Below are 25,303 nucleotides of genomic sequence, written 5' to 3'. Positions count from 1 at the left end.
GCGCCGAGATCTCCACCACCCAGGTGTGGGAACGCGGCGGTCTGCACGTGCGCTACGCCATCGCCCGCATGGGCCAGGAGCGTTTCATGCTGGTGCAACCGCTGGCGGGCAACCTCAAGGTGCTGCTGGACGAGCACGGCGAAGGCATGATCTACCGCCATTGCTACTCGACGCCGGACATCGAAGTGGCCTATGACCAGTTGCTGGCCAACGGCGTGCAGCCAGAGAACGAGAATGGCCAGCCGCTGGCACGCAGTGACCTGCAATCGCCGGCCGGGGCGCGGATCATCTGGTTGCCCAAGCGCTTTGGGCATTTTTCCATCGAGATCATCGAGGAACAGGCTTTGGAGGCGTTCATCGAGGGGGCGTTTGCCTGAAGTGCTGCTGAGTGCCGTCCACGGCGACGCCTTTATCGCTAACTTTCTCGACACCTGTGCCTGCTGGCTGTAAAGAAATGCGAGGCTCCGATAGCCGCGCGTTTTGACCATAGTCACCATTAATTGCCCGCGCGGTATGAAGGCCTATGCCCTCCAATGGGTGCTGAATGCGCTGGAGGTATTGCGCAAATAGCATCCTGACCAAGGCTATTTTCAGCTTGTCATGGCCTAGCAGTCAGGAAGGATGTTCTTCTTGAATGGCCAAGTGCTGACTAACAACGGGCAGTGGATGCGGGGCTGTTGTAAAGCAGGTATCAAAGCCGATTTCAGCACGCGTCAGAAACCTGGGGGCAGGCCGACGCGGGTAATGCCCTGGAAATCGCCGGGGTTCGCTTCCATCCAGAGCGCTTCGCGCAGGATTGTGATGCGCACCCGCAGTTATCCAGTTGCACCGTTTACGCACAGATGAAACCCGCAGGTACCACAGAGTCAACAGCTGCGCTGTGCGCCGATTGGCTCGACCAACGCGTCACGGCCGTGGTCACTCTGGACCTGGGCCTTTTGCGGGGGCTGACCGATCAAAGCCTGGCCGCCCTGCCGGTACCCGCCCTGGTGATCGCAGCGGGCGTGCCGTCGCGTGAACTTCGCGCTGAACTGGAATCGGCCAACCTGGCAAAACGCCTGCCCGCTGCGTCCAGTCGTTACGTCGAGATCAGCGACGCCAGCCATTTCACCGTCATGTCGATGTGCAAGCCGGGCGCGCAGTCAGTGCTCGAAGCAGAAGTACCGGGGGATGGCATCATTTGCCGGGATGGCGAGAACGGCCGTGCTCGGGGGTAATTCAGCAGCACGTTGCATCGGTGATAGGCGAGTTTCTGGCAAAATCGCCGGGCTACAGAAAAGTTAATCTTTAAATTCAAAGCATTGGTTTGCCGCGACTCCATGAAAACACGGTAGCCGACCACACTCTTTCTGATCGTTGGCCTGGGATGAGCGTTGGGCCGAAAGCGGCCATTGCGGAGGCCACTGGTGGTCAGCTTTTGTCGAGGCTGACCGGACACCACGCTTAAGCGTTGCCAGGCGCCCCCCAGTCGACACGTCTGCTTCGGTAACATAGGGCGCACCAACGCGAATGGCCACCTCACCAAGTCAATCGACGAGCGGATAGCTGATTCCAGCCCAACAGTAGATTTGCGTACGCGCATCTCGAAGTATCGTCTACGCTCGTAGAGAAGGATCTTGAGCGCCATCTGTAGCGTGAATGGGCTGTTCCGCTTGGGCTAGTTTCTATTATTAAATAGAATTTCCTAGACGGGGTAGGGATAGTAATGACCACTTTCGATATCGTAGGACTGCTCGGAGCGATCGCAGGTCTTTCTATGGTGCTGGGAGGGATCTGGCTGGTCGCCAAAGGTGCAATAACAATGGCTGCCACACCAGCAACCGATGCGATCACTATTGAATGGAAACGTCAGTTCAGAATTAATACTCAGGTCCCAGGTGTCGCATTCTTTTTGGTGGGCCTTCTATTCATTGCGCTGTCACTGGCCTACCTTAAACCTAAAGACCTAGAGCCTATAGAGTTCGAAGGCGAGATAAAAAACCTTAAAGGCCGGGTCTCGGTAATTGTTCGCCCCGTCAGCTGGGGACTAGCGGATAGCGACAACGGCGTAATAGCTGGACGCGTTTATCCAGACTTGTCCGTTCTGGTAGTACAGATTACGGCCGCTGGCTACAAAACTCTAACAACACCTGTAAAAATCACTGACGAGGGTCGATTGATCGCCAAAATCGGAGCCATCGAATTAACGCCCAGTGATGTAACAGAGTCCGATTTGGAAAAGCAGATCTCGCCACTACCTTTCACGCTCCCTCCCGTATCAGAAGTTAAAATCGGTAAATTCGGTGCCCCACTATGAGAAAATTAAGGCTCGCTTTGATTATTTTCTGGGCCATGTTTGCCTTTACCTATGGACCGGTGGTTACTGCGGAGGCGATGGTGCCGGTACAAGGACAACTTGTCTCTAGAGCGAGAGGCCCTGTGCCAGGGATTACCGTATTTCTGGTTCATCCGGCATTTGGCAGGAGCACCCCCTCTTTCACAAATGAATACGGTGTTTTTGGCTGGAGTGAGATACCTGTCAGCCCAGCACCTTATTATATAGAAATGTATTGGAATCAAACCATCATATATAGACAAATGATCATGATTGGCGCCCCCGTGGTATTACCACCCATATTTCTATAGTTCGATACCCACCTTGAAAATATTGAACAGCCATAGACGAACATTACCAACCGTGCTCGCACCATGCTCCGACTTTAGGTTACGCCCAAACTTAGTACCCACCACTACAGATCTGGCTATTGGTTGACATTCACTGTTTTAGACTTAGACACATGAACAGCCTTTGAATTTCCAGATAGATCGAACTCTTTCTTTTTAGCAGATAGCAGCCGCCCACCAGCGGTCGTTTTAAGTCGGCTGGAGCCCACTACACGTGCCAATGAGCATCCATTCCATGCCGAAACTTCAGCCCTCTAGGGTTTGTACGAAAAGTGTGGTCATCCAACGTTGTGGGAGCGGCGGTGCGCCGATGCGACTTGCCCCGCGATCTGCCGCAACGCGGCAGCAAAGCCGGAATTCGCGGCGTCTTTGACACTATTCGATATCGAGTACAGGAGCGTTTCGCACTCCATCGCGGGGCAAGCCCGCTCCCACAAAACTTTTCGTACAGAGCCTAGGCTCCTGTCCCCAAACAGTGACCCTACCCTTATCGAGCCCGTTGCCTATGCCAAGCACGCGCACGCTGTCGGCCTTGTTGCTGTTGCTCAGTCCAGTAACCTCACCCTGCCCCCTGGCCAGCGAACGCTCAGCCCCTGCCAGAAGCAACAAGGTCTCCACCCAACTGATCGAAACAGCCTCGCAGCAATATGCCAATGGTCATCCCGGCCAAGCCGCAGCAACCCTGGAACGCGCCCTGCAAATCCAGCCGAACAATCCCGCCACCCTGCACTACCTCGATGTGCTACGCCTTCAGCAGGGTCAATACCAACAAGCCGAAACCCCGGCTTTGCGCTCCAACTTTCGGGCAGGCGCCAATCAGGCCTTGCGCAATCGTAATCTGCAACTCATTACAGCGGCGCGGAATGCTCGACGCACAGGCGTTGCGCCAACCAAAGCAGTGGAAGTCGCCGGGTTGAACATCGCCGCCACCAGCCCATCCAAACCACCTTTGCAGCGCGTTGCGCAGCGGCAACCGGTTGAACCCACCGCAGCCACCCAGAACAGCTAGGGGTTTTAGATATCGCGAGGTTTGCGCCCACCTTCCGGCAAATGCCGCATATGGTTTCTAGACCGACCGCCAGGCCATCAACCCGCGCCGAGATCTCCACCACCCAGGTGTGGGAACGCGGCGGTCTGCACGTGCGCTACGCCATCGCCCGCATGGGCCAGGAGCGGTTCATGCTGGTGCAACCGCTGGCGGGCAACCTCAAGGTGCTGATGGACGAGCACGGCGAAGGCATGATCTACCGCCATTGCTACTCGACGCCGGACATCGAAGTGGCCTATGACCAGTTGCTGGCCAACGGCGTGCAGCCAGAGAACGAGAATGGCCAGCCGCTGGCACGCAGTGACCTGCAATCGCCGGCCGGGGCGCGGATCATCTGGCTGCCCAAGCGCTTTGGGCATTTTTCCATCGAGATCATCGAGGCGCAGGCGTTGGAGGCGTTCATCGAGGGGGCGTTTGCCTGACTGGCCTCATCAGCCTGGCAGCGCGTCCTGTAGGAGCGGCCTTGTGCCGCGAAAGGGCTGCGCAGCAGCCCCAGCAATCCATGTGGTAACGCTGGGGCCGCTTTGCGGCCCTTTCCGGCCGGTCCGGCGCCCCGGCAAGGCCGCTCCTACAGAGAACCCAAGCGTGTAGCCGATAGTAAAAGGGAAGGCATCCTTGCCCTCCCCTTCACATGTCACACGTACCGTGTTTCTGCCGATGCACGCCTCACGTCAGCAGGAAATCCGCCGCCGTCACACTGGTCGCATCCCCCACCCCCACCAAGCGAATGGTGTCGGTGGCACCAGCGAAGCTGACCAGGGTATCGGCCCCCACATCGGCGATGGTCACGTTGGCGGCAAAGGTCGCCGCCGTGATGTTCATCGCCGAGATGTCCAGCCGGTCCTGGCCGCCTGCCGGGGCAGCATCGAAGCCGAACACCTGGTCGTTGCCGAAGCCTGCGGCGAACACGAAGACATCGTTGCCGTCGAGCGCTACCAGCGAGTCGTTGCCCGCCCCGCCGGTGACCGTGTCGTTGCCCGCGCCGCCATCGATGAAGTCATCGCCGGCCCCGCCCAACAAGGTGTCGATGCCGCCACCACCAAGCACGGTGTCGTTGCCGTCACCGCCCTCCAGTCGGTCGACCCCCATGCCGCCATCGAGGTTGTCGTTGCCCACCCCGCCCAACAAGGTGTCATCGCCATTGCCGCCGCTTAGCGCGTCGTCGCCGGCACCGCCATCGAGGGTGTCATTGTTGCCACCGCCGTTGAGGGTGTCGTTGCCGAGGCCGCCGAACAACTGGTCGTTGCCGGCGTCGCCATTGAGCGTGTCGTTGCCGGCGTTGCCGTTGAGGGTATCGTCGCCACCGGCACCACTGAGGGTGTCGTTGCCGGCCCCGCCGGTGATGACGTTGGCGAGGTCGTTGCCGGTACCTGCGAAGTTGCCGACCCCGGTGTAGGTCAGGTTCTCGACGTTGGCGGTCAGCGCGTAGCTGCCCAGCGAGGTGCGCACGGTATCGATACCACCGCCGGCGGCCTCGACCACCACATCGTTGCCGGCATCGATCACATAGGTATCGTTGCCGGCGCCGCCCACCAGCCGGTCATCACCCGCACCGCCATTGAGCGTGTCGTTGCCGCTGCCGCCGGTGATGGTGTTGGCCAGCGCGTTGCCGCTACCGGTGAAACTGGCACTGCCGGTGTAGGTGAGGTTCTCGAGGTTGTTGCCGAGCACGTAGCTGGTCAGGCTGGTCTGCACCAGGTCGACACCGCCGCCGGCCGCTTCGGTGACGCTGTCGCCGAGGTTGTCGACCACGAAGGTGTCATTGCCGGCACCGCCGTTCATGGTGTCGGCGCCCAGCCCGCCGTTGAGGACATCGTTGCCGTCCTCGCCGTTGAGCACGTCGTCACCGTCGCCGCCGTTGAGCGTGTCGTTGCCGACGCCGCCGAACAGCTGGTCGAACCCGGCCAGGCCATTGAGCGTGTCGTTACCGCCGAGGCCCAGCAGCACATCGTTGCCCACCGTGCCGTTGAGGGTGTTGGCCGCGTTGGTGCCTTGCAGCACGATACCCGGTATCACCGCCACCGCCGCCGTGGCCGCCGAGATCACTACCTCCTGTTTGCCGAAGCCGTCGGTGTAGCGCACGATCACCCGCAGTTGCTGATTGCCCTGGGCCAGGCCCGGAGTGAAGCTGGCTGTCGTGGCGCCGGCGATGTCGTTGAAGTTGCCGCCCAGCCCCTGCTGCCACTGGAAGCTGAAGGCGCCCAGGCCGTCGAGGTCGGCGATGCTGCCGGTCAGCGCGGTCAGGGTCTGGCCCTGGTCCGGTGTGGTGTCGCTGATCAGCACCGCGCCGGTTGGCGCGTCGTTGACGTTGAGCACCGGCAGCGTCGGGTCGGAGGTCGCCACCTCGGCCACGCCGAAGTCATCCACGTAGTGCACCAGCACGCGTATCTGCTGGCCGACCTGGGCCTGGCCAAGGGTGAAGCTGGTGCCGGTGGCACCGGCGATGTTCACCCAGCCCACGCCCACGTTCGATTGCCACTGCACGCTGAACTGCGGGTTGCTCAGGCCATCGGCGTCGGCGATGGCCGCAAGGTTGGCGGTGAGCACCTGGTTCTGCACCGCCAGCCCGGCCACGGCCGGCCCTGCGCTGGGGGCGCTGTTGGCTGAGGAGTCGACGATTTCCAGCGTGCCCTTGGCGTCCTGGTACACCGCCCGCACGCGGATGTTCAGCCCCGCCACATCGTCCGCCACCCGGTAGGTGCTGCCGGTCGCCCGCGACACTTCGCCGGCGGCGACAAAGGTGATGTCTTCATAGACACCGGTGCCGGGGATGGTCTCGACCTGCCAGTAGTAGGCCACCGGCCCGGTCACCGCGCCGGTGGCGTTGCCTGCGCCGACGTTGTCGGCGTCGTGCACGCCACGGTTGCTCACCCGCAGCAACTGGCCGGCCACCGGGGCATCGGCCCGCGCGCCGCTGGCGTCATCGAGGATCGCCAGGTGGCCCGCAGGGCCATTGTTGACGGCGGTCCCCACACCCGAGGCCTGGGCGCTGTCGGCAAACTGCAGGCGCTCGATGCCGGTCAGGCGGTCCACGCCGTCACGGCCCACCACGGTATCGGTGACGATGACCGTGTCGCCCTCGATGCTGATGCGGTAGTCGGTGGCGATGCCGCTGAACACTGCGGTGTCGTAGCTGTTGTCGCCACTGAGGATCTCCCGCACGATCACCAGTTGCCCGGGGTTGTAGGTGCCGTTGAGCATCAGCGGCACCATCGGCTCCATGCTGTCGAAGGTGGCGATTTCCGGGCCTGTGCCATCGTGGTTGGCGCGTACGCTGATGCGTACGTTCAGCCACTTGTCACCGTCGAGGATGTCATCGCCGCCGCGCCCTTCGATCAGGTCGCTGCCGCTGCCGCCCAGGATGATGTTGCCGCCATCGAAGAAGGTCGCGCCGGCCGCCAGCAGGTCGACCAGGCCGTTGATCAGGCCGATGTTGGTCAGCACGCTGCCGGTGGCCCCGGCGGTGGGCAGCGAGGTGGCATCCTCGTTGTCGCCGCGCAGGAAGTCGCCATGGGCCGAGCCCGACAGGCCTTCCATGATGTCGAAGCGCACCAGCGCCGAAGCACCCGAGCCCGGCACCAGCGGCACATCGAAGAAGCGGTCGCTGTAGTCGATGGAGACGCCCTGGGCCAGGTCCTTGAAGGTCGCCCAGTCATAGCCTGAGCCGCCGATGTAGCGGTCGCCGAAGCCGAGGCTGCCGACCATGATGTCATCGCCGCCTTCACCGTTGAACTTGTCGTTCTCGTTGCCGCCGATGAACACGTCGTTGCCGATGATCGGGTCGTTGCCGAGCGGGTCGAAGTTGTCGCCGGGGGCGCCGTCCGAGGTGCCCTTCTCGATCCAGTCGTCGCCTTCGTTGCCCATGTCCTGCTCGTTGGCCTTGCTGCCCAGGATGAAGTCGTTGCCCTGGCCGCCGATGGCTTCGCTGGCATCCTCGCCGGTGACGATGAAGTCGTTGCCGAAGCCGCCGATGATCAGGTTGATGCCGTTGCCGCCGTGCAGCACATCGTTGCCGTCGCCGCCCTGGATGTTATCGTCGCCGCCGGTGTCGCTGATGATGTCGTCGCCGGCACCACCGCGCAGCTGGTCGTTGCCGTCGCCACCGTCGATCCGGTCGTTGCCAGCATCGCCCCACACCGTGTCGTCGCCCTCGCTGGCGATGAGGATGTCATCGCCGTTGGTGCCACCGAGCACGATGTGCTCGTCACCGGTGTAGCGGATGTAGTTACCGTCGGGGCCGGCGGTCAGCGGGTTGTCGCGGAACACCACCTGATGGCCGTTGTCGTCCAGCGGGTCGACGTTGCCCAGGCCGTCGTTGTACTGCTTGGAGCGATCCACTTCCAGGTAGAAGCCAGGGTCGGAGAACACCAGGCCCGGCAGGTGGGTGGCCGAGGTGTTGGCCATGATCAGCTTGGCGAACGAGTTGCTTTCCAGCTCGGCGTTCATCGACAGGCCAGCGGTGCGCTCCAGGTAATAGAAGCGGTCACCGTCCTGCAGTTTCTCCAGCTGGTTCTCGAACACGAAGTTGAAGGTGCTGCCGAGCATGCCGCCGAACGGCGTCTTCTCTTCGGCCAGGCCGCCGATCCACAGGTCGATGGCATCCACCCCGGTGATGGTCACCCCCTTGAGGTCGTCGGCGGTGCCCAGCACGCCATCCTTGCCGGCCTTGGTCACGTTGGCCCAGTCACCGCTGCCGTTGAGGAAGTCCAGGCGGTCGCTGGGCGCACCACTGCCACCGAATACCAGGGCCATGGCGGCGTCACGCTTGCCCTCGAGGGTGGTCGCTGCGCTGATGCTGGCGTGGGTGCCGTAGGCGGCGATGAAGTTGATCAGCGATTCCGGGTGCTTGAGGTGCTGCACCAGGTCGACCCAGCTGGTGTACGGCTTGAGCTGGGTGTCACCGGTCTGGCCATAGATGTCGCGGCGCAGGGCGTTGAGCGACGGGATGCCGACATCGCGGCCCCGGGCGATGTTGATCGCCGGCAGGTCCAGCGGCAGGCCCAGCAGGTTGTTGCGCAGCGCCTCGGTGACGAACTCGTCGATCTCGTTGCCGGCCTGGCGGGTCACCCCGCGCACGATGGCACTGGTCGCCTCCTCGGGTGTCACGCCACTGGCGGCATAGGCCAGCGGGTTGAGGAACGCCGCGATCAGGCCCATCTGCTGGTCGGGGTTGGCGCTGGCCGGGTCGCCGATCACCTTGAAGTCGACGTCGAAGCGGTCGACCGTTTCGGTCAGCATCGAGTGGCCGAAGCGGTACACGGTGTGCGCGAACTCGGCGACGATCGAGGCATCGAGGTCGACGTCATACACCTGGGTCGGGGCGAAGAACAGGTCGACCCGCGGCTGGATGGTGCGGGCGAACTCCTCGAACACCAGGTGCTGGTACTGCATCTCGGTGCCGAACTTGGCGGCCTGGAACAGCCGCTCGCCGTTCCACACCAGCGCGTCGATCTCGGCCTGGGTGGCAGGCAACGCCGCCACCGGGTTGAGCAGCCACTCGTTGAGGAAGGCCACATCGTGGGAGTCGAGCACGGTGTCCTTGGTCTGCGCCACCAGCCGGTTGTGCTCGGAATGGAAGATCGCATGCACGGCGGTCAGGCCGATGTTCTCGTTGACCCGGCCGTCACCGGCGATGTAGTGGGCGTCGAGCAGTTCGTTGTCGTAGGCGGTGTTGGCACCGGTCTGCGGGTTGAACGGCACCGCGTTGCCAATCGCATCGCCGGCATCCGGCGCCAGCACGCCGCCGCTGAACACCGGCACGGCGTTGTGGGCGATGTCGGCAAGGAACTGGTGGCCGGTGCGCACGGCATTGCTCAGGTCGATCGGCGCCAGCGGGTTGCCTTCGACCAGCACGTCGTCGGCGGTGCCGCCCAGGCCGTCACTCCCCTTCATCACCACCATCGGGTAGCCGTTGGGCCCCTTGATGAAGTTGCCGTAGGCGTCGGTGGCCAGCAACGGCACGTTGTCCACGTCGGCATCGGTGAGGTGGATGCCCAGCACATCGTTGGCCTGGGCCTTGACCACTTTCCAGGTGGCCATGCCGCCGATCTCGCTGTCGTCGCCGGTGCCGTACTTGCCGTCGGCGCCCAGGTCACGGTTGGTGATCAAGCGGCCGGTGGCGATCGGGCCGTCGTCGGTCAGCTGGTAGCCGCGCAGGAACACCTGGTGCGACGGGTGCGAGCTGTAGGTCTGGTTCTGGTCAACGAACGGCGTGGTGGTGTTGGTGTGCTCGTGGACATCGTCGGCAGTACCCAGCACGCCGTCGGCGCCAGGCAGGTTGGTGGCGCGGGTCAGCACCATGAAGTTGGAATGCCCGCCCGGCACGTACAGCGGGTCGTCCGCTTGCAGCGGGATGAAGATGGTGCCCGAGCCGCCCTTGGTCACCAGGTCCAGGCCGTGGTCGAAGAACTGCCCGAAGAAGGTCATCCAGGCGTTGAACGGCGCGGACAGGCCGGCATCCGGCGCGGTGTTCTCGAACAGATAAACATCGTGGTCGTCATTGGTGCCGAACTGGCCATCCAGGCCGGGGCTGGCGACGATGCGCACGCCATCCTTGAGCACGTCGTCGCTGCCTTGCGCGCCGAAGTCGAGGTGGCCGTTGGCACCGGGGTCATAGGCGGTGGCATAGGCGGCCGGGTTGTTCGAGGTCTGGTCGACGATCAGGTTGCTGATGGTGCGCGGCTGCGAGTCGAATACGTTGCCGCTGGTCTGCTGGTACGAGGTCGCCGGGCTAGCCGGGGAACCTGGGCCAAAGAAGCCGGCCGGGGCGCCTTCGGCCGAATTGAACACGGGGTCGCTCAGCCTCGGGAACACGTTGTCGGCGGCACCGTATTCGGTGTGGTTGTTGCCGTTGAGGTTCATCAGGTTGTTGTTCGAGCCATCGACCGCACGCAGGCCCAGCGGCGCGCGGATGTTGGGGATCAGCGAGAGGATGTCCTGCCCGGCCGCGTCGGCCTCGGCGATCTTGATCTGCGCGAGGATGAAGTTGAGGTCCGAGCGCACCATGTGCAGGCCGGCGCCGCCGTCGGCGGCATCCACCACCGGGGTTGGCGCCGTGGGCACGACCGGCGCGCCGGGCTCTACCACTGTGGTGGGCTGGGAGAACAGAATTTCGGTGGTGCCATGGCCATCCTGGTAGATCGCCTTGACCCGCAGCGACAGGCCGGCAAGGTCCGGCGAGACCTTGAACGCCGTGCCGTCGGCGCTCTGGAACGCCAGGTCGCCAGCCGGCAGCAGGATGATGTCCTGGAACACGCCACTGCCCGGGTCGGCCTCGAACTGCCAGTAGTACGAGACCGAGCTGTTGGCCAGGGTACCCAGCGGGTTGCCGGCGCCGATGTTGTTGGCATCGCGCACCCCGGCCACGCTCACGGTGAGGGTGTCGCCCACGGTGATCGCGCCGCCGTTGCCGTCGGTGATGGTCGGGCTGCCGGTCGGTTGCGCATTCGCCCCCGGCACCAGCACGCGCTGGCCGTCGGCGAACTGCAGGCGCTCGATGTGCAGCAGGGTGTCGGTGCCGTCGCGGCCGGCCACGCTGTCGGCCACGGTCCACACGTCATCCGCCGTGTCGGCGGTGCCACGGTCGTTCTGGGTGACCTGGTACTCGCTCTGCAGCCCGGAGAAGATCGCCGTGTCGAAGGCCGCGCCACCGGTGGAGGTGCCGGGCAGGATCTCGCGCACCGCCTTGAGCTGGCCGGGGTTGTAGGTGCGGTCGAGCATGAACGGGATCATGTCGACCATGCTGTCGAAGCTGGCGATCTCGGGGCCGGTGTGATTGACGTCGCCTGGGGCATACACCGCGATGCGCACGTTGATCCACTTGTCGCCGTCGATCAGGTCATCGCCGCCGCGGCCTTCGATCAGGTCACTGCCGTTACCGCCAAGGATGATGTTGCCGGTGGCAAACCCGGTGGTCGGCAGCCCGGCATCGGCCAGGAACTGCTGCAGCCCACGGATCAACTGGACGTTGGTCAATGCACCGCCGGTGGCGCCGCCGTGGTTGAGGATGGTCACCGCATCCACGTCATCGCCCTTGAGCACGTCGGCGAACTTCGAGCCGGACAAGCCCTCCACTTCGGCGAAGCGGTCGAGGATCGAGGCCGGTGAGGCGCCGACCGGGTTGAACACCCCGGCGTTCTGGTTCGGCGCGTTGCCATGGGGTTGGGCCAGCGCGGCCAGGCTCAGGTCGGCGGTGACGCCCACCTGGTCGTTCTTGTAGGTGATCCAGTCGAAACCGGACATGCCGTCCATCTTGTCCTGGGCATCGCTGCCGACAAAGATGTCGTCGCCGCCCTCGCCGATCATTTCATCGAAGCCGCCACCGCCGACGAAGATGTCGTTGCCGACCACGTCATCGGTGAGCAGCGGTGCGAAGTTGTCGCCCGGCGCGCCGTCCTGGGTGCCCTTCTCGATCCAGTCGTCGCCTTCGTTACCGGTGGGCGGCAGGTTGGTCTTGGCGCCGAGGATGAAGTCGTCGCCCTGGCCGCCGAAGGTGGTGGTGATGTCTTCGGTGGTGACGATGAAGTCCTGGCCGTCGCCGCCGAGGATCAGGTTGCCGGCGGCCAGCATGCTGCCGGCGATGATCACGTCGTTGCCGGCGTTGCCTTCCAGGCGGTTGTCGCCGAACGAGTCGGTGATGATGTCGTCGCCCGCGCCACCCAGCACCGCATCGTTGCCGGCACCGCCTTCGAGGCGGTCGTTGCCGCCGTCGCCATACAGGGTGTCGTCGCCGTCGCCGGAAATGATGATGTCGTCGCCAGCGGTGCCGCCGAGCACCACATGGTCCTCACCGGTGTAGTGCAGGAAGTTGCTGTCGCCGCCCACGGTGTCGGGGTTGTCGCGGATCACCAGCGGCACGATCTCGACGCCGTTGATCATCAGCCCGCCGGTGGGGTCGGCACGGCCGTCTGCACCGAGGCCTGTGTACTGGTTGGCCTGGTTGACCTCCAGGGTGAAGGTCGGGGTGAGGAACACCGTGTTGGACAGGTGGGTGACATCGGTGTTGAGCATGATCAGCTTGGCGAACGAGTTGTTCTCAAGCTCAGTGCCAAAGTTGAGGCCCGCGGTGCGCGACAGGTAATAGAAGCGGTCGCCGTTCTGCAGCGCTTCGAGCTGGGTTTCGAAGACGAAGTTGAAGCTTGAGCCGAGCATGCCGCCGAAGGGCATTTTCTGCTCGGCCAGGCCGCCGACCCAGAAGTCGATGCTGTCGACGCCGGTGATGGTCACGCCACTGACGTCGTCGGCGGTGTCCATCACGCCGTCCTTGCCCGCCAGGGTGACGTTGGCCCAGGCCCCGGTGCCGTTGAGGAAGTCCAGGCGGTCGCCCGGTGCCCCACTGCCGCCGAACACCAGCGCCAGGGCGGCGGCGCGTTTGTCTTCCAGGGTGGTCGCCGAGGTGATGCTGCTGTGGCTGCCGTAGGCGGCGATGAAGTTGACCAGCGAGGCCGGGTGCTTGAGGTGCTCGGCGAAGTCGACCCAGCTGATGTACGGCTTGAGCTGGCTGTCGCCGGTGGAATGGTAGAACTCGCGACGCGCCTGGTTGAGGCTGGGGATGCCGGTGTCACGGCCACGGGCCAGGTTCAGCGCCGGCAAGTCCAGCGGCAAGCCCAGCAGGTTGTTGCGCAGCGCCTCGGTGACGAACTCGTCGATCTCGTTGCCCAGTTGGCGGGTCACGCCGCGGATGATCGCCCCGGCCGCTTCGTCGGCGGTGGCGCCGCTGCCGGCGAAGGCCAGCGGGTTGAGGAAGGCGGCAATCAGGCCCAGTTGCTGGTCGGGATTGTTCGGGTCGCTGAGCACCGGGTTGAACGCGGGGTCGAAGCGGTCGACGGTCTCGGTCAGCATCGAGTGGCCGAAGCGGTACACCACGTGGGCGAACTCGGCGAGGATCGCCGGGTTGATCGAGGTGTCGTAACCGTTGGGGGCAAGGAACTCGTCCACCTGCGGCTGGATGGTGCGGGCGAACTCTTCGAACACCAGGTGCTGGTACTGCATCTCGGTGCCGAACTTGGCAGCCTGGAACAGCCGCTCGCCATCCCATACCAGGGCGGCGACCTCGGCGGGCGTGGTCGGCAGTGCGGCCACATCGTCTACCAGCCATTGGTTGAGGAAGGCCAGGTCGCCCGAGGCGAGGATGGTGTCCTTCGACTGCTGCACCAGGCGGTTGTGCTCGGAGTGGAACACATGGTGCACGGCGGTCAGGCCGATGTTCTCGTTGGCGCGGCCGTCGCCGGCGATGTAGTGGGCGTCGAGCAGTTCGTTGTCGTAGGTCAGGTTGCTGCCGCCCGGGCCTGGGGTCTGGGCGTTGCCGATGCTGTTGTCGGCATCGGCCTGCAGTACGCCACCAATCGAGACCGGTTCGGCGTTGTGGGCGATGTCGTCGAGGAAGCCATGGCCGGTGCTCACCGCATTGGCCAGGCTGATCGGCGCGGCGCGGTTGCCTTCGACCAGCTGGGTCAGGTCATCGGCGGTACCCGCGATGCCGTCGGCGCCATTGCCGATACGGATCACCACCTGGGGCATGCCGTTGGGGCCCTTGATGAAATTGCCATAGGCATCGGTGGCCAGCAGCGGCACGTTGTGCACGTTGGCGTCGGTCAGGTCGATGCCGAGGATGTCGCGGGCCTGGGCCTTGACCACCGCCCAGGTGGCCATGCCGCCGTTCTCGCCACTGCCATCGTCGGCAGTGCCGAACTTGCCGTCGGCGCCCAGGTCGCGGTTGGTGATCAAGCGGCCGGTGGCCACCGGGTCGCCGCCGGCATCGAGGGTGTATTCGCGCAGGAACACCTGGTGCGAGGGGTGCGAGCTGTAGGTCTGGCTCTGATCAACGAACGGCGAGGTGGTGTTGAGCTGGCCATCGTCGGCGGTGCCGAGCACGCCATCGGCGCCGGCGGTGTGCACCGCGCGCGGCAGCACCATGAAGTTGGTCTGCCCGCCCGGCACGTACAACGGGTCGTCCGGCTGCAGCGGAATGAACACGATGGCGCTGCTGGTCTTGGTGACCAGGTCCAGGCCGTGGTCGAAGAACTGGCCGAAGAACGTCATCCAGGAGTTGAAGCCGGCGGTCAGGCCGGCATCCGGCGACTCGTTGGGGATGAAGAACACTTCTTTGTCGTCGGCGGTGCCGAACACGCCGTCCACGCCGGGGCTGATCACCGCTGCGGCGCCGCCATTGGCCTCGACCGCCGCTGGGTTGTGCGCGGTCTGGTCGACGATCAGGTTGCTGATGGTGCGCGGCTGTGAGTCGACCACCGTGCCGCTGGCGGCGTAGGCCGCGCGGTACTGGGCATCGAGCAGGCGCAGGAACGAATTGTCGGCGGCGCCGAATTCGCTCTGCCCGGCCACCAGGTTGTTGTAGCTGCCGTCGACGGTGCGCAGGCCGAACGGCACCTGGCTGTTGGGCAGCAGCTCGATAAGGCTGGCGCCGTTGGCATGGGCTTCGGCGATGAAGATCTGCTTGAGGATGAACTCCAGGTCGGACTTGCTGAAATTGGCCATTTTCGGTTGACCTCGATCGGTATGGGGGGCGAGCGCGGGGCGCAGGCGCCCGTCGCGCCCGTTCATAGGCGTGCACGGTTTGCAGCGTTTTCTTGGCGCGAAACAGGGCGCGCAAAACCGTTACCCGCCTGGCGGGCTACGTGCCTGGAGTTCGCACAGGTTCAGGTTCGTCGGGCGCTCAGGCGCGACGGACCCAGGCCCTGGGTGGGCCGTGACCACGAGAGGTGGGGGATAACGTCCTGTAGAGCCCATTCACTCGGTACAAGAACAGAGGGCTGGTCATGTTCTGCTCCCACAGGAATGTCAGCGGGGGCTCGCGGGGCCGAGGCGACAACAGGGCTTCGGGCAAAGTTCCGACGAACTGAATAAGACTAAAGTTGTAGGCAAAAAAATTGTCAATATTACGTCGATAAAAAAGATTGGATCCCGCTAATCATTCTCAACTGGCTGTTTTTAATGAGATTTGCGAGGAATCCATAGAGCAAAAACGTATTACAAAATATTTCTCACAACCTACGCTCCTGCTTGTGGGGCGCTGCAGCGTGTTCGGATTACCCGCCAAAAGAGCGACCAGCCTGCGTGCCAATCAGCTTCCACACCTACTGCTACCTGGGCTGCCGCAAAGGCACCCGGTTTTCTGGAGGGAGGCCTCATGCCCAAGCACACATCCACCCGCTCCGAGCTCGCCGACGCACTGTTTCAATTACGACGCAGTTTCTATGGCCTGGCAGGTTTCAGCGGGGTGATAAACGTCATGATGTTGACACCTGCCGTGTACATGCTGCAGGTCTACGACCGCGCACTGGTCAGCCGCAACATCACCACCCTGGCCATGCTGACGGTGCTGGTGGTGGGCCTGTTCCTGCTGATGTCCACCCTGGAGATGCTGCGCACCCGGGTGCTGATCCGGGTGGGCAACTGCCTGGACATGGCCCTCAACCGGCGCACCTTCAGCGCCGCCTTCGAGCGCAACCTCAGCCGCGCCGGCGGCAGCCCCGGCCAGGCCCTGCAGGACCTGGCGCAACTGCGTCAGTTCCTCACTGGCAATGGCCTGTTCGCCTTCTTCGACGCCCCCTGGACGCCGATCTACCTGCTGGTCGCCTACCTGATCCACCCGCTGCTGGGGCTGGTCACGCTGATCGGCTCGATGATCCTGGTGGGCCTGGCCTGGCTCACCGAAAAGGCCACCCACCAACCGCTGGCCGAAGCCAACCAGGCGGCGCTGTCGTCGGCCAACTACGCCAACAACAACCTGCGCAACGCCGAGGTGATCGAGGCCATGGGCATGCTGCCGGCCATCAGCCAGCGCTGGTTCAAGGGCCACCTGCGCATCCTGCAGATGCAGACCCTGGCCTCCGACCGCGCCGCGCTGATCAGCAGCACCGGGCGCTTCGTGCGCATCACCCTGCAGTCGCTGATCCTCGGCAGCGGCGCGCTGCTGGCGATCGAAGGCAAGATCACCCCGGGGATGATGATCGCCTGCTCGATCCTCACCGGCCGCGCCCTGGCCCCGGTGGAACAGGTGATCGCCTCGTGGAAGCAGCTGCTCGCCTGCCGCCTGGCCTGGGCCCGGCTCAACACGCTGTTGCACGACTACCCACGGCGGCCACCGAGCATGTCGCTGCAGCGCCCGCAGGGCATGCTCGCGGTGGAGAATGTGTTTGCCGGCGCCCCCGGCACCGGCAACACCATCCTGCGTGGGGTGAGCTTCAGCCTTGCACCGGGCGAAAGCCTCGGCATCATCGGCCCGTCCGCCTCGGGCAAGTCCACCCTCGCCCGCCTGCTGGTCGGCGTATGGCCGACCCAGGCTGGCAAGGTGCGCCTGGACGGCGCCGACCTGTTCACCTGGAACAAGGCCGAGCTGGGCCCCTGGCTCGGCTACCTGCCCCAGGATGTGGAGCTGTTCGAAGGCAGCATCGCCGACAACATCGCGCGGTTTGGCGATGTGGACAGTGACGCGGTGATCCGCGCCGCCAAGATCAGCGGCGTGCACGAGATGATCCTGCGCCTGCCCCAGGGCTACGACACCCGCCTGGGCAACGACGGCAGCCCGTTGTCCGGTGGCCAGAAGCAACGCATCGCCCTGGCCCGCGCGCTGTATGGCGAGCCCAGCCTGATCGTGCTGGACGAGCCCAACGCCAACCTCGACGACCTCGGCGAAAAGGCCCTGGTGGACGCCATGGCCGAGCTCAAGGCCCGCGGTGCGACGGTGATCCTGGTCTCGCACCGGCCCAATGTGCTGTGCGCCGTCGACAAGGTGCTGATGCTGCGCGACGGCACCGTGCAGATGCTCGGCAGCCGCGACGAAGTGTTCGCCGCGCTGCGCAAGGCCAGCGTGATGCCGGCAGGCGCGGCGGCACCGACCCCACTGGCCTCGGTCAAGGCACGGGAGTGACAGATCATGCAGCTGAACATGCCCACTGAAACCACCCCCAACGCCCCCGACCACGGCATCGACCTGAACGTCACTCGCCCTGCCCGCTGCGGCCTGTGGCTGATGCTCGCCGGCTTCGGCGGTTTTCTGCTGTGGTCGTGGCTGGCGCCGCTGGATGCCGGCGTGGTGGCCACCGGCACGGTCAAGGTCACCAGCAACCGCAAGGCGGTACAGCACCTGACCGGCGGCACCGTCGAAGCGATTCTGGTGCGAGAAGGCGACCTGGTGAAGAAAGGCCAGGAAGTGGTGCGCCTGGATGCCTTGCGCGCCGTGTCCGAGCAAGGCGCGGTCAGCGCCCAGTACATCGTCAGCAAGACCGTGGAGAACCGCCTGGAGGCCGAGCGTGACGGCGAGGACACCGTGACTTACGACCCCGACCTGCTGGCCCGCTTTGCTGGCGACCACCGCCTGCTGGCCGCGATGGACTTGCAGGAACACCTGCTCGATACCCGCCGCGCGGGGCTGGCCGGCGAGATCGACATCCTCGAAGAGAACCTCACGGCCTCGGCGGTGCAGCTCAAGGGCCTGCAGCAGGTGTATGGCGCGCGCGCCTCGCAGATCGGCTTCCTCGACCAGGAACTGCACGGCACCCGCACCCTCGCCGCCGAAGGCTACGTGCCGCGCAACCGCCTGCTGGAGCTGGAACGCAGCCATGCCGACCTGTCCGCCGGCCAGGCCGAGAACCTCAACAACATCGCCCGGGTGCGCAGCCAGAACAGCGAGATCCGCCTGCGCATCCTGCAGCGCCAGCACGACTACCGCAAAGAGGTGCAATCGCAGCTGACCGACACCGCCAAGGAATGCACCACCCTGGCCGACCGCCTGCGCGCGCTGGATTACGAAGTGGCGCACACGGTGATCCGCTCGCCGATCGACGGCATGGTCCAGGCCCTGAGCATCGCCACGGTCGGCGGGATCATCCAGCCCGGCGCCAAGATCATGGAGGTGGTACCGCTCGACGAGCCGCTGCAGGTGGACGCGATGATCCCGGTGCAGGCTATCGACAAGATGGTCCCGGGGCTTGCGGTGGACCTGTCCTTCCCGGCGTTCAACCACGCCCAGACCCCGAACATCCCCGGGCGGGTCAAGACCATCTCGGCCGACCGGCTGATGGATGAAGAGAGCAAGCAGCCGTTCTACCTGGCCCAGGTTGAGGTGACCCAGGCCGGCATGGCCCTGCTGGGCAGCAACCATATCCGCCCCGGCATGCCGGCCAGCGTCACTATCAAGACCGGCGAACGCAACCTGCTGAGCTACCTGCTCAAGCCGATGATCGAGCGCGTCGACAGCGCCTTCAAGGAGCAATGATATGAACCGTCATTGCCTGTGCCTGTGCCTGCTGGGCCTGGCCCTGCCCGCCGGCGCCATGGACCTCAAGCAAGCCTGGGACCTGCTGCAGTACCAGGGCCCGGTGTACCGCGCCGCCGTGCACGAACAAGAGGCAGGCATGGAAAACCGTGCCATCGGCCGAGCTGGCCTGCTGCCGCAGATCAACGCCTCGGCCTACACCAACAAGGTCAACGGCAACCAGCGCCAGAACGGCATCAACAACGACCTCGACTACGACTCCACCGGCGCCAGCCTGCGCCTGCGCCAGCCGCTGTTCAACAAGCAGAAGATGGCCGAATACCGCCAGGGCCAGCAACGTGCCGACTACAGCGTGGCGGTGTTCGATGCCAAGAGCCAGGACGCGGCGGTACGCCTGGCCGAGAGTTACTTCAACGTGCTGCTGGCCAGCGAGACCATCAGCCTGGCCCACGCCAAGCTGAGCGCCTTCGAAGAACAGCTGGCCTCGGCGAAACGGCGCATGGAACTGGGCGACGGCACCATCACCGACATCGACGAGTCGGCCGCGCGCCGCGACCTGGCCGAGGCCGAGCTGATCGAGGCGCAGGACAACCTGGTCAACGCCCGCCGCCAGCTGGCCGAGTACATCGGTGAAACCCCTGAATCGCTGACCACCCTGCAACCGGGCTTCGCCACCCCACCGCTGCTGCCCAGCAACTTGCAGGATTGGCTGGTCAAGGCCCAGGCCGACAGCCCGCTGATCCATGCACGCCGCCACAGCCAGGAGATCGCCGAAGAAGAAGTGAAACGGGCCAAGGCCGGCCACTGGCCGACCCTGGACTTCGTCGCCGGCTATACCGCCGGCGAAAGCCAGTCGCTGTCGGAGCTGAACCAGCGCAACCACTACAGCTCGATCGGCCTGGAAATCAACATTCCGCTGTACAGCGGCGGCGGTGTCAGCGCCCTCAGCCGCCAGGCCAGCGCCAACAGCGCCAAGGCCCAGGACGAACTCGACGCCACCCGCCAGGAAGTCATCACCGGCACCACCCGGGAGTTTCGCGGCGTGCAGAGCGGCGCCCTGCGCATCCGCGCGCTGGAAAAAGCCGTGGTGTCCAACGAACGCTCATTGCTGTCGACCCGCAAGGGCTTCAAGGAGGGGGGCATCAGCACCAACTCGGATGTGCTCAATGCCGAGGAGCTGCTGTTCGTGGCCAGGCATGACCTGTTCGAGGCCAAGTTGCGCTACTTGATGTCGCGCCTGCGCCTGGCCTCGTCGGTGGGGAGCCTGGGGGATGACGATATCGACCAGATCAACGATTACCTGGGGCCGGAGTTGTTGGTGAGCAAGTGAGGGGGATTGCTGGCTAACCAGGGATTGCGCATGGTTTGAGGTCGATATGATCGGAGTGGGAGTGACTGGCTGGAATTGCCTGTGCCGGCCCATCGTCGGCAAATCGCAGCGGCGGACGGCCTTCGTGGCTGTGCTCTTAGGCTCTGTACGAAAAGTTTTGTGGGAGCGGGCTTGCCCCGCGATGGAGTGCGAAGCGCTCCTGTACCCGATATCAAATAGTGTCAAAGATGCCGCGAATTCAGGCTTTGCTGCCGCGTCGCGGCAGATCGCGGGGCAAGTCGCATTGGCGCACCGCCGCTCCCACAACGTTGAATGACCACACTTTTCGTACAAAACCTAAATAGACCTCTGGATACGTTGAGGCCTGGCCAATTTCCACAACAAAAATCCCCATATTTATCCCCAAGCCTAGATTTGACTTCTGCGGCTTCGCGTCAGGATCTAGTAACTTTAATTCGCAATTTGCTGATATGAGAGGTGCGCCTGTAGCGCACAAGAACCAGGGCAAAGCCCTGGTCTTGAAGCGTTTGACGGCTGAGAAATCGGACTTGCGCCGTTGGGTCGTTGGTTATTCAGGGATCAGAGGAGCTTGTTCGCCCCCTAAAAAACACAACCCCTACTACCACCCCAGTAATACAACGCTATAGAAGCCAACCATAAAATCATATTTCCACCCATCACCAACAAAAACACTAGAGAGAAGCGCTTACTTTCAAACTGAAATATCCTCCTATAGATATTCATCACCCCAAAGAAAGAATTGAAATCCACACCTTTGCGCCTAGCATACTCAGCAGAAGAAAATACAAGCAACGCCCCACTAAACATGAAAAAATAAAACGAAAACTCTCTAAAATAATATATATATTCACACATTAGAAACTCACTCACTGGAAGTTTGTGGATGGATTCAGCGGGGACTTCACCTCATACCCCACCCCTGGCCCCAAACCCATATAAATATCTGGCCATGAAGATGTTTGGGTCACCTCTACATTGAAGATACCAACACCAAAAGCAAACCCTAATGCAGCAGGTAGCGGCTTCGCGTCTTCAGCAGAGAACTTCAAACCGCAACTTGCACTCGCACGGTTCGCAACAGTCGATGTCTGGAAACTACCCCACTTCGACACACCGCTTTTCTCATTCACAGCCACGCTTCCTGACATTCCAGCTCAAGCAGCAATAACAATTGACGCCTTACATTCGCCCGTTGCTACCGGCCTAGGCGGCGGCGCCATCGCACGAGCAACTGCCTCCGGCGACTCACCATTGTTCATCATGTGAGTGCCCAACGAAGTACGCTCCTGCACGCCCGGCATATTGGCAAACGGTGCATCCCACAAGCCCAACGGGTCCGCACGCATAACAGACGTGTTGCTCACAGCTATAGACGTTCATCCCACCCTGTATCCCAATCGGGTACCTGGACACATACCGCGCCATTAAGTGATCAACTAAAACCAACCCGCATATCTACCACACACCCTTGCGACCTAGCATAAAAAACCAAAAATATCATAAAAATTCCAACAAGCGCCCCTCCATAAACAGTCAAAAGAACTATCCAAGAAAGCCTTTTGTTCTCAAACCTAAAGACCCGACGATACATCTCAAAAAGACCTGGAAACGTTTTCATATTTATTCCGTTTCTCTTGCAATAGGCGTTCGCGTAAAAAACCGTGAAAAACAACGTAAAAAATGCGCCCCAAAAAAACACCTGAATCACAGTATTCAGCCAAACACACATAACGCATCCTTACTTATTAAGTGGAATAGAGATATTGGGGTGCACAGGAATCTTCAACTCTGGCCCAGCACCTAGTCCAATACCAAAGTAAATCTCCGGCCATGTAGACGTCTGCCCGACCTCTACTGAAATGATTCCAAAACTCATACCTACTCCGGCACCGGCCTTAAGCGGCTTAGCGTCAGGATCTGCGATTTTCAAACCACAACTCGCAGCCGCGCGCAACGCAACCGTTGACACGGGAACACTGAGCTGCGAGCCAAATCCAGAAACTTCATTCTCGCTTACCCCCACGGAGAGTCCTGCTCCGACCGCGGCGGTACCAGCTGCACGGCACTCGCCTGTCGCTATGGGTTTGGGGGGCGGTGGCGCCATCGCTTTAGCAATCGCCATTTTTCATCATATGAGTGCCCAACGAAGCACGCTCCTGCACGCCCGGCATGTTGGTAAATGATGCATCCCACAGTCCCAATGGATCCGCGCGCATAACAGGCGCGTTATTCACATAGCTATAGACGTTCATCCCACCCTGCATCCCAATCGGGTCCCTGGACACATACCGCGCCATTTTCGGCTCGTAATAGCGATAGCGGTTGTAGTGCAGCGCCGTTTCCGGGTCCTGGTATTGCCCCTGGAAGCGAATCGGGTTGCTAACCCCCTGCAATCTGGCTCGCTCCGTGCGTTCCTCGCGCACTTCCCCCCACGCCGTGTAATGCGCACACCAGACCACGTTCCCCTGCTCATCGGTGAGCTCTTGTGGCGTGCCCAGATGGTCACAGTGGTACCAGGCAATGGCATCGAAGGCCTGCGGTTTGACCTCGGTGTGCCACAGCGGGTCTTGGTCGAAATCGTATTCACGCAAGCTCCAGTCTGGCTGCTTGTGCAGGCGGATCGGGCCGTTGCGCAGGGCCTGGGCGACCGGTACAAAACTGCCAGGTTCGTAAAGGTAATGTACGGTGCGGCCAGTGTCGCCCTCATCCCGTGGTGGAGAGCTTTCCCAGGCCAGGGTGTCGCCATCCCAGCCGAACAAGGTGAAGCCACAGCCGAGATCACGCTGGCGCTTGGCGCGTTGCATCTCGTTCCAGCCAGTGCCCGCCTCCGCCTTGTTCCAATAGTGCGCGACCGAGTGTTTATGCAAGCGGCGGCCGAGCGCATCGTAGCTGTACTCGACCTTGAGCTTGTCATCGTTATAGCTGGCTAAACGGTTGAACAGGTCCCAGGTGAAGTGCGCTCGGACACCGTCTGCCAACCGATGGGTCAGGTTGCCGCGCTCGTCGTACTTGAAATGGCTCCCGGCATACGATCGCAACTGGTTGTCCATCACCTTGTTTCGTCTGGCGTCCTGCTCAAGCGGGCGGTTGAGTTGCTGGGTTTTATCCAGCAGGTTACCCGCCGGGTCGAAGGCGAAGGTTTCGGCGCCCAGGCGGCTGTTGGCCTGCAGCAGGCGCCCAAGGGGATCGTATTGATACGCCAGCTGGCCACGACGGCTGTCATGGATGTCCGTCAATTGCCCGACCGGGTCGTAGTGGTATTGCCGTTTGATCAGCACCGACTTGCCGTCGTGACTGCCCAGCCATTGCTCTTCAGGCCGTCCGGCCACGCTCCAGCGCTGTGTGTGCATCAGGTGGTTGCCTTGATGGCGCACCACTTCGCGGTGCAGGTCATCACGCTCGTAGGCGAGCATCTCGTGCTGGTCGAGGGTCATGCCCAGCAGATGGCCGCTGCCGTAGGTCAGCCAGCTGACCCGGTGGCCATCCGGGCGAACCGTGGCAACGCGCTGGTTCAGGGCATCGTATTCGTGTTGCCATACCGCCACCATCAGGTTGGCGGTCATCAGGTAGTGCTGATGTTCGCGGGTCAGGTTGCCGGCGTCATCGTAGAACCACTGCAGTTTGCTGACGGCATTAAGCGCCTGGATCAACTTGCCGTTGCCATCGTAGGCGAAGGTTTCGCGCTGCTGCTGATCGCCCTGGCTCGCGCAGCGCTCGACCAGGCGGCCCATGGCATCGAAGCGCAGGTCGATGCGGCGTTGGCCGACCTGGGTGCTCGCCAGCCGACCGCTGCTCGGGTCGTACTGGTAGCGGGTGGTCAGGCCGTCGAAGCCGGTCTCCTCCAACCGGCGCCCTGCCACGTCGTACAAGAACCGGGCGCGGCTTTCGTTCTGGTTGGCCATACCGACCAGGCGGCCGAGCCGATCCCAGTGGTAGCTGACCGAATGTTCGAGCGCATCGACCCGTTCGGCCAATAGCCCGGATCGGGTATAGCGCCACGTCGTACACCGATCCAACGCATCGGCATGCGCCAGCAGCCGGCCTTCGGCATCGTAGTTGAAGCGCTCTTCGGTCTTGTCGGGATGGGTGACCTTGGCCAGTTGCCCGACCTGGTATGCGTAGGCGGTGGTGTGGCCCGCCGCATCGGTGAAGTCGCTCAGCTGGCCGAAGGCGTTGTATGTCCACTGGCTGCGCTTACCCGAGCAGTCGCTGTACTCAAGCAACTGCCCGGCGTCGTTGTAGGCGAGTGTCTTTTCGTTGCCCAGCGCATCCTTGATCGCCTTCAACAATCCCGTCGAGGTGTAGGCGAACTCGGTCTTGTTGCCCAGCGGGTCGACCGTTTCGACCAGGTTGCCGGCGTCGTCGTAGTCGCGCAGCCACAGGCCGCCTTCGGCATCGCTGATCTTGATCAGTTGGTCCTTGTCGTCGTAGGCGTAGTGCACCACGGTATGGTCGGCGCGGATGTGCTGCAGGCGGTTACTGCGTTCATCGTAGGTGTAGCGGTCCTGGCTGCCGTCGGCGTGCAGGTGGCGGATCACGTTCTTGCGCGCGTCGCGGAACAGCCACTCCGAGCGCTCGTCGGCGTGCTGGATGCGGTAGGTGTAGCCCTCGGCGTCGTAGTAGTGGCGAGTCTGGCCGCCGTAGGCGTCGGTCACAGTGGTCAGGCGGATGTGCTCATCCCACGCCAGGCGGGTTTCGAAGCTGCCGTCGTCGGCCCATTCGCGGATCGCCCGGGCGTGCGGGCCGCTGCCGTCCCATTCCAGGTTGAGGCCTCGGTCGGTGCGGTCGGTGTAGCGGGTGATCAGGTGGTGCTGGTACTGGTAGCGCCAGGCGGCGCCGTGCTCGTCCTGGGCGGCGATCAGGTCGCCCTGGTCGTCGTAGTGGTAGGCGCACAGCTGGCGCAGCGGCTTGCCGTCGACCACTTGCCACAGGCCCTGGATATGGCCGTGGTCATCGAGCAGCGTGCCCAGTTGCAGGTGCACCTTGGACGGGTCGTTGTCGGCGT

At 63.0% G+C, this 25,303-nt stretch carries 9 protein-coding genes and 2 pseudogenes; 8 read left to right on the top strand and 3 right to left on the bottom strand.

Annotation, left to right across the window (positions count from 1 at the left end; translation table 11 throughout):
* The 5 genes and pseudogenes from ACO6VM_RS25590 to ACO6VM_RS25570 all read left to right on the top strand — a co-directional run.
* On the top strand, positions 1-377 hold a 377-nt coding region (locus ACO6VM_RS25590; RefSeq protein WP_422404003.1), incomplete at its 5' end, for a methylmalonyl-CoA epimerase.
* A gap of 369 nt (positions 378-746) precedes the next feature.
* Positions 747-1,291 (top strand): annotated as a pseudogene (locus tag ACO6VM_RS25585) (alpha/beta hydrolase family protein); the annotation flags it as partial.
* 414 nt (positions 1,292-1,705) lie between these two features.
* Positions 1,706-2,296 carry a hypothetical protein gene (locus tag ACO6VM_RS25580; RefSeq protein WP_401060147.1) on the top strand — a complete coding sequence of 197 codons (591 nt, stop codon included), beginning with the start codon at positions 1,706-1,708 and terminating at the stop codon, positions 2,294-2,296.
* An 873-nt stretch (positions 2,297-3,169) separates the two neighbouring features.
* A pseudogene (locus tag ACO6VM_RS25575) lies at positions 3,170-3,883 on the top strand (tetratricopeptide repeat protein).
* Positions 3,781-4,134, top strand: coding sequence for a methylmalonyl-CoA epimerase (locus ACO6VM_RS25570; protein ID WP_401060145.1), 354 nt, complete (start codon positions 3,781-3,783; stop codon positions 4,132-4,134). The pseudogene ACO6VM_RS25575 and the gene ACO6VM_RS25570 overlap by 103 nt, the downstream one beginning before the upstream one ends.
* A 244-nt stretch (positions 4,135-4,378) precedes the next feature.
* Here ACO6VM_RS25570 and ACO6VM_RS25565 read toward each other — a convergent pair whose 3' ends face one another.
* Positions 4,379-15,205, bottom strand: coding sequence for a peroxidase family protein (locus ACO6VM_RS25565; protein WP_422404002.1), 10,827 nt, complete (start codon positions 15,203-15,205; stop codon positions 4,379-4,381).
* A gap of 652 nt (positions 15,206-15,857) precedes the next feature.
* On the opposite strand from ACO6VM_RS25565, the gene ACO6VM_RS25560 reads away from it, so the two are divergent.
* Genes ACO6VM_RS25560 through ACO6VM_RS25550 form a run of 3 tightly spaced genes read left to right on the top strand, consistent with a single transcriptional unit; the run spans position 15,858 to position 20,277 of the window.
* On the top strand, positions 15,858-17,600 hold the full coding sequence (locus ACO6VM_RS25560; protein WP_422404001.1) for a type I secretion system permease/ATPase: 1,743 nt from the start codon (positions 15,858-15,860) through the stop codon (positions 17,598-17,600).
* 6 nt (positions 17,601-17,606) lie between these two features.
* On the top strand, positions 17,607-18,947 hold the full coding sequence (locus ACO6VM_RS25555) for an HlyD family type I secretion periplasmic adaptor subunit (RefSeq protein WP_422404000.1): 1,341 nt from the start codon (positions 17,607-17,609) through the stop codon (positions 18,945-18,947).
* A gap of 1 nt (position 18,948) precedes the next feature.
* On the top strand, positions 18,949-20,277 hold the full coding sequence (locus tag ACO6VM_RS25550) for a TolC family outer membrane protein (RefSeq protein WP_422403999.1): 1,329 nt from the start codon (positions 18,949-18,951) through the stop codon (positions 20,275-20,277).
* A gap of 887 nt (positions 20,278-21,164) precedes the next feature.
* Here the strand turns inward: ACO6VM_RS25550 and ACO6VM_RS25545 are convergent.
* Together ACO6VM_RS25545 and ACO6VM_RS25540 are read right to left on the bottom strand one after the other, a co-directional pair.
* Complete coding sequence (locus tag ACO6VM_RS25545; protein ID WP_401060137.1) at positions 21,165-21,428, bottom strand: hypothetical protein; 264 nt, start codon at positions 21,426-21,428, stop codon at positions 21,165-21,167.
* Between the two features lie 978 nt (positions 21,429-22,406).
* A partial coding sequence (locus tag ACO6VM_RS25540; RefSeq protein ID WP_422403998.1) for an RHS repeat-associated core domain-containing protein occupies positions 22,407-25,303 on the bottom strand: 2,897 nt, incomplete at its 5' end.

Origin of the sequence: Pseudomonas sp. GZD-209 (genome assembly GCF_049310485.1) — a bacterium.
Lineage (GTDB): Bacteria > Pseudomonadota > Gammaproteobacteria > Pseudomonadales > Pseudomonadaceae > Aquipseudomonas > Aquipseudomonas sichuanensis.
This window is presented reverse-complemented; position numbering and strand designations above follow the sequence as displayed.

Coding starts and splice junctions, on each gene's coding strand:
- ACO6VM_RS25580 (WP_401060147.1), top strand. CDS start 1,706: ATGACCACTTTCGATATCGTAGGACTGCTCGGAGCGATCGCAGGTCTT.
- ACO6VM_RS25565 (WP_422404002.1), bottom strand. CDS start 15,205: ATGGCCAATTTCAGCAAGTCCGACCTGGAGTTCATCCTCAAGCAGATC.
- ACO6VM_RS25560 (WP_422404001.1), top strand. CDS start 15,858: ATGCCCAAGCACACATCCACCCGCTCCGAGCTCGCCGACGCACTGTTT.
- ACO6VM_RS25555 (WP_422404000.1), top strand. CDS start 17,607: ATGCAGCTGAACATGCCCACTGAAACCACCCCCAACGCCCCCGACCAC.
- ACO6VM_RS25550 (WP_422403999.1), top strand. CDS start 18,949: ATGAACCGTCATTGCCTGTGCCTGTGCCTGCTGGGCCTGGCCCTGCCC.